Source organism: Poseidonibacter sp. (genome assembly GCF_041821165.1).
Lineage (GTDB): Bacteria > Campylobacterota > Campylobacteria > Campylobacterales > Arcobacteraceae > Poseidonibacter.
The window spans coordinates 1-8238 of sequence record NZ_JBGUES010000102.1 but is presented as its reverse complement, the minus strand read 5'-3'; the positions used below and the strand labels follow the sequence as shown (position 1 = coordinate 8238).

The 8238-nt window shown below is 26.6% G+C and carries 10 protein-coding genes; 7 read left to right on the top strand and 3 right to left on the bottom strand.

Going from position 1 to position 8238, the window contains the following annotated elements:
• Positions 1-145: 145 nt before the first annotated feature.
• Complete coding sequence (locus tag ACERKK_RS08720) at positions 146-1846, bottom strand: protein adenylyltransferase SelO family protein (RefSeq protein WP_373772696.1); 1701 nt, start codon at positions 1844-1846, stop codon at positions 146-148.
• 348 nt (positions 1847-2194) lie between these two features.
• Between ACERKK_RS08720 and ACERKK_RS08715 the strand changes: the two genes are divergently transcribed.
• From ACERKK_RS08715 to ACERKK_RS08700, 4 genes are all read left to right on the top strand, one after another.
• Positions 2195-2479: a putative quinol monooxygenase gene (locus ACERKK_RS08715; RefSeq protein ID WP_373772695.1), complete on the top strand. Its 285-nt coding sequence runs from the start codon at positions 2195-2197 to the stop codon at positions 2477-2479.
• Positions 2480-2482: 3 nt separating this feature from the next.
• Positions 2483-2761, top strand: coding sequence for a hypothetical protein (locus tag ACERKK_RS08710; protein ID WP_373772694.1), 279 nt, complete (start codon positions 2483-2485; stop codon positions 2759-2761).
• A 160-nt stretch (positions 2762-2921) separates the two neighbouring features.
• Entirely contained in the window at positions 2922-3500 is a 579-nt protein-coding gene (locus ACERKK_RS08705) for a pseudouridine synthase (protein WP_373772693.1), read from the top strand.
• Positions 3501-3583: 83 nt separating this feature from the next.
• A complete protein-coding gene (locus ACERKK_RS08700; protein ID WP_373772692.1) occupies positions 3584-4462 on the top strand; it encodes a DMT family transporter in 879 nt (292 codons plus the stop codon).
• Positions 4463-4531: 69 nt separating this feature from the next.
• Here the strand turns inward: ACERKK_RS08700 and ACERKK_RS08695 are convergent, their stop codons facing one another.
• Entirely contained in the window at positions 4532-5179 is a 648-nt protein-coding gene (locus ACERKK_RS08695; RefSeq protein ID WP_373772691.1) for a DUF2959 domain-containing protein, read from the bottom strand.
• 14 nt (positions 5180-5193) lie between these two features.
• Positions 5194-5595, bottom strand: a complete 402-nt coding sequence (locus ACERKK_RS08690; RefSeq protein ID WP_373772690.1) for a hypothetical protein — start codon at positions 5593-5595, stop codon at positions 5194-5196.
• Positions 5596-5807: 212 nt separating this feature from the next.
• On the opposite strand from ACERKK_RS08690, the gene ACERKK_RS08685 reads away from it, so the two are divergent.
• From ACERKK_RS08685 to ACERKK_RS08675, 3 genes are all read left to right on the top strand, one after another.
• Positions 5808-6203: a DUF3465 domain-containing protein gene (locus ACERKK_RS08685; RefSeq protein ID WP_373772689.1), complete on the top strand. Its 396-nt coding sequence runs from the start codon at positions 5808-5810 to the stop codon at positions 6201-6203.
• A 78-nt stretch (positions 6204-6281) separates the two neighbouring features.
• On the top strand, positions 6282-6980 hold the full coding sequence (locus tag ACERKK_RS08680; RefSeq protein WP_373772688.1) for an alpha/beta fold hydrolase: 699 nt from the start codon (positions 6282-6284) through the stop codon (positions 6978-6980).
• Positions 6977-8215 (top strand): glycosyltransferase, encoded by a 1239-nt coding sequence (locus ACERKK_RS08675; RefSeq protein WP_373772687.1) that lies wholly within the window; start codon positions 6977-6979, stop codon positions 8213-8215. Before ACERKK_RS08680 ends, ACERKK_RS08675 begins: the two co-directional genes overlap by 4 nt.
• Positions 8216-8238: the final 23 nt, after the last annotated feature.

Genomic DNA, 8238 nt, shown 5'->3' with positions numbered 1-8238 from the left:
AAAAGTACATCAAAAGATTATAGAATACTATAAGAAAAAAGCTAAGTATAATTCGAATTTGAACTTAATATCATCGCATTATATTTTACTTCAATCATGAAGAAAAAGAAGATTCTCAATCTCAAAAAACAATTTTAAACCTTCCCTAAGAAGAACAACTAACATGAGATATTCCAGCTATTCCAAAAAAATCTGAAGGTTTTTTAATATAATATTTTTCTTCTATTTCTTTCGTTTGTTCATCATATGGATTTGTCATTATTTTTTGTAACTCTTTTACAGGTTGATAGTTTCCATTTTGTGCTTCTTGATATGCCCAAACTAGATGCCATTCTCTTAGAGTATATTTTGGATTTGTTAGTTTCATTTGAGTTGAAAGTTTTTGTTTATCTTTATCATCATTTACATTTATACATGATTTCCATTTTTCAAGCCAATTATTCCATTTTGTTTTAATAACTTCATTTTTAGAATCATTATAAAAACTTTTTTCAAGTTGATTGATATTATTTGGAATGTACGAGAGTTCTCTAAAAAATATAGTATAGTCAACTTTTGTTTCTATCATAAGATGAATAAGTTCATCAAATAACTCAAAATCAAACTTATCAATTCCAAGTTTTTTAGCCCACATATTTTGCATTTTTGATTGCATAACTTTAGGAAAATTATTTTCGATTTTTTCTAGTTCTTCTAAAGCCTTTTCATTTGACTTAAGTAATGGTTTTAAAGAACTACAAAATGATAAAAAGTTTTTTTCAGAAGCAACTGGTTGATTAAAAAATGAAAAGTGCATTCCTCCACCCGTCCAAGGTTGAAACTTAGGGTCAAACATATCAATAAAACCAAATGGTCCATAATCAAGTGTAAAACCTCCTGCTGCACAATTATCACTATTAAAGTTACCTTGACAAAATCCTACACGTATCCACTTAGCTATTAAAGTTGTAAGACGATTTTGAAACTCATTTGCTAGTAAAATTAGTTTTTCTTCTAAAGATAAATCTTGTTTGATTAATTCGCTATACTCTCTATCAATCAAATGTAATACAATCTTTTCTAACTCTTTTAAAGCATTTGGATGTTCATTTTTTCTAGCACGTCTAGCAAAAAGTTCAACTTGTCCAACACGTATAAACGAAGGTGCAACCCTTGTTGAGATTGCAACATCTTCTTCAATCATAAGTTCAGGGTCTTTTGAATAAGAATTATCTCTAAACCAAGGTCTATTTACTTGCTCTTTTTTTGAAGTAAATAGACTTAAAGACCTTGAACTAGGAATACCAAGTGAGTGCATATGCTCTTGAGCTAAAAATTCTCTAACACTTGACCTTAAAACTGCACGCCCATCAGCACCTCTACAATATGGTGTTCTTCCTGCACCTTTTAGTTGAAATTCCCATCTTTTACCATTTATAACAGCTTCAAGAATTGAGATTGCTCTACCATCTCCATATCCATTTCCTGTTTGAAAAGGACATTGAGCATAATATTCACGACCATAAATAGATAGTGCATATCCAGTAGCCCAACCAATATCTTTCATAGGTTTTGAGATATTAGACATATCACCAGAAAACATTTTCTTAAATTCATCTGACTCTATTAATTTTTTGCTAAAGCCTAACTCTTTAAAAAAAATTTCACTACGAGAAATATATATTGGCTCTTTAATAGGTGTTGGTTTTACTGGTACATAATGTCCAGAAAAAACCTCTCTTGGTGATTTATTATCTTCATTAAATTTTGCATCAGGGTCACTAGCTAGTTTGTTTATAAATGAGTAATCACTTAAAGTTGCAAGTTCTTGAAGTGTATCTATATTTTGTTTTGTATTTTTTTTCATTTTGTATTTATCCGTTAATCTTTTTTAGTTAAAATTTTGTAAATCTATTCTTGATTTTATATTTAAAGTGTATTTTTTGAGTATATCTTTTGCAATAATAAATGTCAATTATTGATTTAAAATAAAGCTAGAAGGATAAATATTGATAGATAAAATAAAACAAAGTCAAATTGCACAGATTTTAATACTAAAGGTATTAACAATTATAGCGGTTGCAGGAAATATTTATTTTTCATAATAAATTTTTTCAGAAAAAAAGAGAAAATATCTTTCCCTTTTTTCATGCATTGATTAAAAATAAAGCTACTAATTACTAAAATACCAAAAATACTAACAAAAGTGATAATTATGACAATAACAAGACAAATAATATTTTTAGCAAAACGCGATTGCATTGAAGAACTAAAAGCATTACTAAAATCAACTATTAAAGATTCTAAAGAAGAAGAGGGCTGTTTAATGTATGAGGTTTTTCAAACAAAAAATAATCCTGTTGAATTTATTGTAATTGATTCATGGAAAAATGAAGAAGCATTAAATAAACACTATGAAAGTGAACACTACTTACATTTTATAAATAATTTCAAACAATATAATGCTCATATTGAGCCTTTTGAATTAGAAGTTTTATAAAATATGCAAACTAATAAAAACGAATATATTCATCACTTAGAAAATATATGTTCAGATTACAATATGAATGCTTCTGATGTTTACAATATTCTAATAAGTAAAAATGATAGTGAGTTTCCTCTTTCCTTTGAAACAGTAAAAGATAAGGTTTTAAAAGATGTACCTTTAGATATATTAAAAAAAATATTTACAATAACAGAACTAAAAACTATTTTTTCTGATACAAATACAAAAAAGATTAAAAATCCACAAACAAGAAAATTTATAAATTCTCTTAACTAAACTTTTAATCAATAAAATAAATCAATACTCACCTTTGTTCTAATGAAGATTCTTATGATAGAATCCAAACATTAGATGAATAAATCATAAAAATAAATATAATTATACTCTCTATTTCTACAAGCTAAACACTGACAAAAAATACCTAAGGAATAACCTAATGACTGATAATCCAAATGATTCAAAAAAACTATTGGCACTTAATAAACCAAAGGGATATATTGTCACACGTTCAGATGAACTAGGACGAAAAACAGTTTATAATCTTTTACCCTCTTGGGCTTTTGATGATGAATGGATGCCAATTGGAAGGCTTGATTTAGAATCAAAAGGTCTTTTATTATTTACAAGAGATGGAAAAGTTGGAAATGTTTTAACAAAACCGGGCAATTGTATTAAAATCTATGAAATTTGGGTTAGGGGATATGTAACCGATGAACATATAGTTGAGGCTTTAAAAGGTGTTCAAAGTCCTCATGGTTTATTAAAAGCTTTGAAAGTTGAAAAAATAGGTAAGGGTGGGGCTAAGACAAAACTTAGAATACAAATCGATGAAGGAAAAAATCGACATATTAGACGACTTTTTGGAGCATTAAAAGACCCGAAATTTGGAACACCATTAAAGGTTTTAAGCTTAAGCAGAATTAGTATAGGAAGTCTAAAATTAAATATTGAAAGTGGTAAATGGCGTTATCTTTCATTAGCAGAAGAAAAAAGTTTACTGAAAAATCTTAATTAAGAAAAGATGTTTTTAAATATTTAACAGTTTCTTAAAATACTTTTTATAAATTTTAACTACAATTCCATCAACAAAGGAATTAAATGTTACAAAATTTTAAATTATTATCAAAATTAAAAACTATGGATAAAGGTATTTTATTTATGCTTTTAAGTGCTTTTATAGCTGCACTAAGTGGAGCAGTAGCAAAAGTACTATCTGAAACTATGGACCCTATTGAAATTGTATTTTATAGAAACCTTTTAGGTGTTATGATTATTCTATATAGTTTCAAAAAAGTATCTGTTTCAATTGACTCTTCAAAATTACATCTACTTTTTCTAAGAGGTTTATTTGGAACACTAGCTATGTTATTGTTTTTTTATACAATAGCAACAATACCATTAGGTGAAGCTATTATTTTAAATAAAACATCACCGTTTTTTGTAACAATACTTGCATATTATCTAATGAAAGAATCTATTTCTGTAAATACTTTTTTTGCTCTTATTATTGGTTTTTTAGGTGTTGTATTAATTATAAAACCATTTGGTATTGAAATATCATTTGAGCATATCTTAGGTGTATTAGGTGGATTTTTTGCAGCAGCTGCATATGCAACAATAAAAAAGATAAAAGATATTTACGATGCAAGAGTTATTATGCTTTCATTTATGGGTATTGGTGTAATTATTCCATTATTACTTTTCTTATTTACTCCATATACACAATTTAAAATACATACAGAATTTTTTGTATGGTCACTTATTGCTCTAATGGCAATACTTTCAACAGCTTCACAATGGCTTTTAACTCGTGCATATAGTTTAAGTAAAGCTAGTATTATTGGAGTTGTAGGATATTCAAGTATTCCATTTGCTGTTGGTTTTGGAGTTATGCTTGGAGATTCTCTTCCTGATATTTATACTTTTTTAGGTATTACGCTTATTGTAATTGGTGGTATATTGGTTAGTAAAAAATAGTTTTTTAACTATATAGAAAATCAAATAAAAAACTATAAGTTTATTATAGTTTTTTTATTTGAGTATTTACTAATTCATCTCTTTTATAAATGTATTAGAGTCTTTAATAGATTGATTCATTTTAGATATTAAAGTTGATATATCTTTTTTTAATTCACCAAACTTTCCTTGAAGTGAACCAACAGCTTGTGCATTTAAAGAGTGCTTAAGTATTAGAACATTATCTCTAAATGTATCTAAAATAGGTTTCATACTTTTTTCAGAAGTTCTCATAGATTTCATCATTTTTCTATATTTTGATTTTGTATCATCTAAGTTTTTTTTACTTTGAGCTTTAAGTTTTTGATTCTTATATAAAGCAAGTTCATTTTCCCACTCTTCAAATAAAGCAAGAGATACATTTTCAAGTTTATTGATATTATTACTTAACTCTTCTGATGCATCAGAAACTTCTTCATATTCATCATTGAATTTTTCATATGCTGATTTTAAATCACTATCTTTAATTTGAACTAATGTTCCAAACTGTTCTAAAGCAGATTTAAACTCTTCTTGCGCATCTTCTTGTGATTCTTGAACATTTTTAACACGATCAACCATAATATCACGTTTATGAAAACCAATTTTTTCCATACTGGCATAATATACATTATTTGCACACCCACTAAGTAAAAAAACTACAAAAACACTTGCACTTAATATTAATATTTTTTTCATATATTTCCCCTTTTTTATATATTTTGATTTTTATTATAAATCAACTGATAATTTTTGTAGTAGTTAATAGTTTCCATTAACAATAAAGCAATAAGTCCCATAACCCAATATAAAAACCATTGACTAATCATTCCAATAAATCCATCTTCCATAATATAATCAACAACTTGAAATATTAGAAAAAATACCAATGTTGATTGTAGTGAAAAAGAGTTGTTTTTATTAAAATTAATAAGCTCATAATCTTTTAATTTAAATTTGAAAAATATTACTGCAAGAGAAATGATAAGCAATGCCAATAAAAAAAGATATTGTTCTTTTATCATTTCAATTGTTTTATTTTCTCCAAAGACCATAAGATAAGTTGATATTATAGCTATAAAAGTAGCTACAAAAAGATTTCGTGTGTTTAACAAAAGTAATTCCTAGATTTTTTTTAAATTTTATCAAAAAAAGATACAATATTAAATTATAAAGAAAAAATCAGTAAGGTTAATATTAACAAAAAAACAAATAAGGACTTTAAAAAAATATCAAATTGCTTTATGCCATCTTCTATGAAATATTTCGAATCCCTAGAAGATGCAAAAAAATGGCTATTAGATTAAAATTATAAATTAGGAAAAAAATGAAAAAGAATTTATTTATTGTATTTACATTTATTTGTCTTATTACAAATTTTGCATTTGCAAGCAATACTGAAATATCAAAAGCATATAAAAAACACCAAAGTGATGTTCAAGTTCAAGGTGTAGGAAAAGTTGTAAAACTTTTAAGAGATGATTTAAAAGGAAGTAAACATCAAAGGTTTATATTAAAACTACCATCAAAATTAACTATTTTAATTGCTCATAATATTGATTTATCCAAAAGAATAAATGATATTAAAGTAGGTGATAGCGTTGAGTTTTATGGAGAATATGAATGGAATAAAAAAGGTGGAGTAGTTCATTGGACACATCATGACCCAAGCAGAAGACATATTGGTGGATGGCTTAAACATAATGGTAGAACATATCAGTAAGTAGTAATTCTATAAAATAAAATTCTTTTTTAATCAAAATTTTGATAAAACATCAATAAATATTTTATAGGGTGCAATATGAAAGAAAAAATATATTTAATTCCAGGTCTTATGACAGATGAAAGACTTTGGAAAAGATTAATACCTTTATTGGAAGATGAGTATGAGTTAATTCATGTTCCTATTCCTCACTCTGAAGATTTTGATGAGATTATTGATATCTTGTTTGATTATATAAAAGAAGAAAAAGTAAATATATTAGGTTTTTCTCTTGGTGGATATATTGCTTCTTATTTTGCTGTTACATATCCAAATAGAGTAAATAAACTTTTTATGTTAGCAGCAACTCCAGGGGCTTCAAATGAAGCTGAAATAGAAAGAAGAAAAGAAAAATTCGCAGTTATTGAAAAAAATGGTTTCAATGGCTTAACTTATGAAAAAGCACAATCATTAGTAGAAAAGAAAAATCAAAATGATGAAGACCTAATAAAAACTATCCAAGATATGTTTATGGATTTAGGAAAAGAGACTTTTATATCACAGTTAACTTCAACATTTAATCGATTAGATTTATTTCTTGATTTAGTTAATTTAGACTTACCAATTTATTTTTATTATAGTACAGAAGATAGACTTTTAAATCACGAATCAATAAAGAAGTTATTAAGTACAGAACACAATATAAAAATAGTTTCAAGAGAAGGAACTAGTCATAATATATCATTAGAAGAACCAAAAGAATTAAGTAAACAAATAAAAAAATGGATGAATATTTGAAAAAAGTATTAGTAATAGGTTATGTTTGGCCAGAACCAAACTCTTCAGCAGCTGGTACTCATATTATGTCAATTATGAGATTATTTTTATCTCAAGGTTGGCAAGTTGAATTTTCAACACCATGTGCAATATCAGAACATATGATTGATTTAGATGAGCAAGGTATTTCAAGTAAATCCATTGAATTAAATTCTGATACATTTGATGAATATATTAAAGAGTACAATCCAGATATTGTAATGTTTGATCGTTTTATGATGGAAGAGCAGTTTGCTTGGAGAGTAGAAAAAAACTGCCCCAATGCTTTAAAAATATTAGATACAGAAGATTTACAATGTTTAAGAAATGCAAGACATCAAGCATTAAAAGCAAATAGAGATATGAATAAATCAGATTTATTTTCAGATTTAGCAAAAAGAGAAATATCAGCAATTTTACGTTGTGATATTTCTTTAATCATATCTTCTTATGAAATGAATCTTTTAATAGAAACTTTTAAAATAGATAAGAGTTTACTTCATCATTTACCATTTATGGTTGATTTAAAAAAATGTCCAAAAGAGACTAAAACTTTTGAGCAAAGAGAACATTTTATGACAATAGGAAACTTTCGTCATGCACCAAACTGGGATGTAGTTTTATATTTACAAAAGGTTTGGCCACTTATTAGAAAAGAACTTCCAAAAGCAGAACTTCATATATATGGTTCATATCCACCACCAAAGGCAACAGCTTTAAATAATCCCAAAACGGGTTTTTTAATAAAAGGGTGGGCAAAAGATGCTTATGAAGTAATTGAAGAATCAAAACTTTGTTTAGCACCTATTAGGTTTGGAGCAGGAATAAAAGGAAAACTATTAGATGCAATGATTATGCAAACTCCAAGTATTACTACTTCTGTTGGAAGTGAAGGTATGTATGATAAAGAGCAATGGCCTGGCGTAATAATAGATGATATTAGCGAATTTGTAAAAAATGCAGTTGAGTTATATAAAGATGAAAACAAATGGAAAGAAAAACAAAAAAATTGTTCTATATTATTAGAATCAAAATATAATAGTGAAACTTTAGGAAGAAATCTGATTTCTAAAATAGAAGAAATAAATGAAAATTTAGAAGAACATAGATTAAATAATTTTACAGGCTCAATGTTAAGGCATCATTCAATGGCAAGTACAAAATATATGTCACAATGGATTAGTGCAAAAAATGCAAATAAAAAAGAAGAAGAATAGGGCAAAAAGAAGCTCTAAACCTT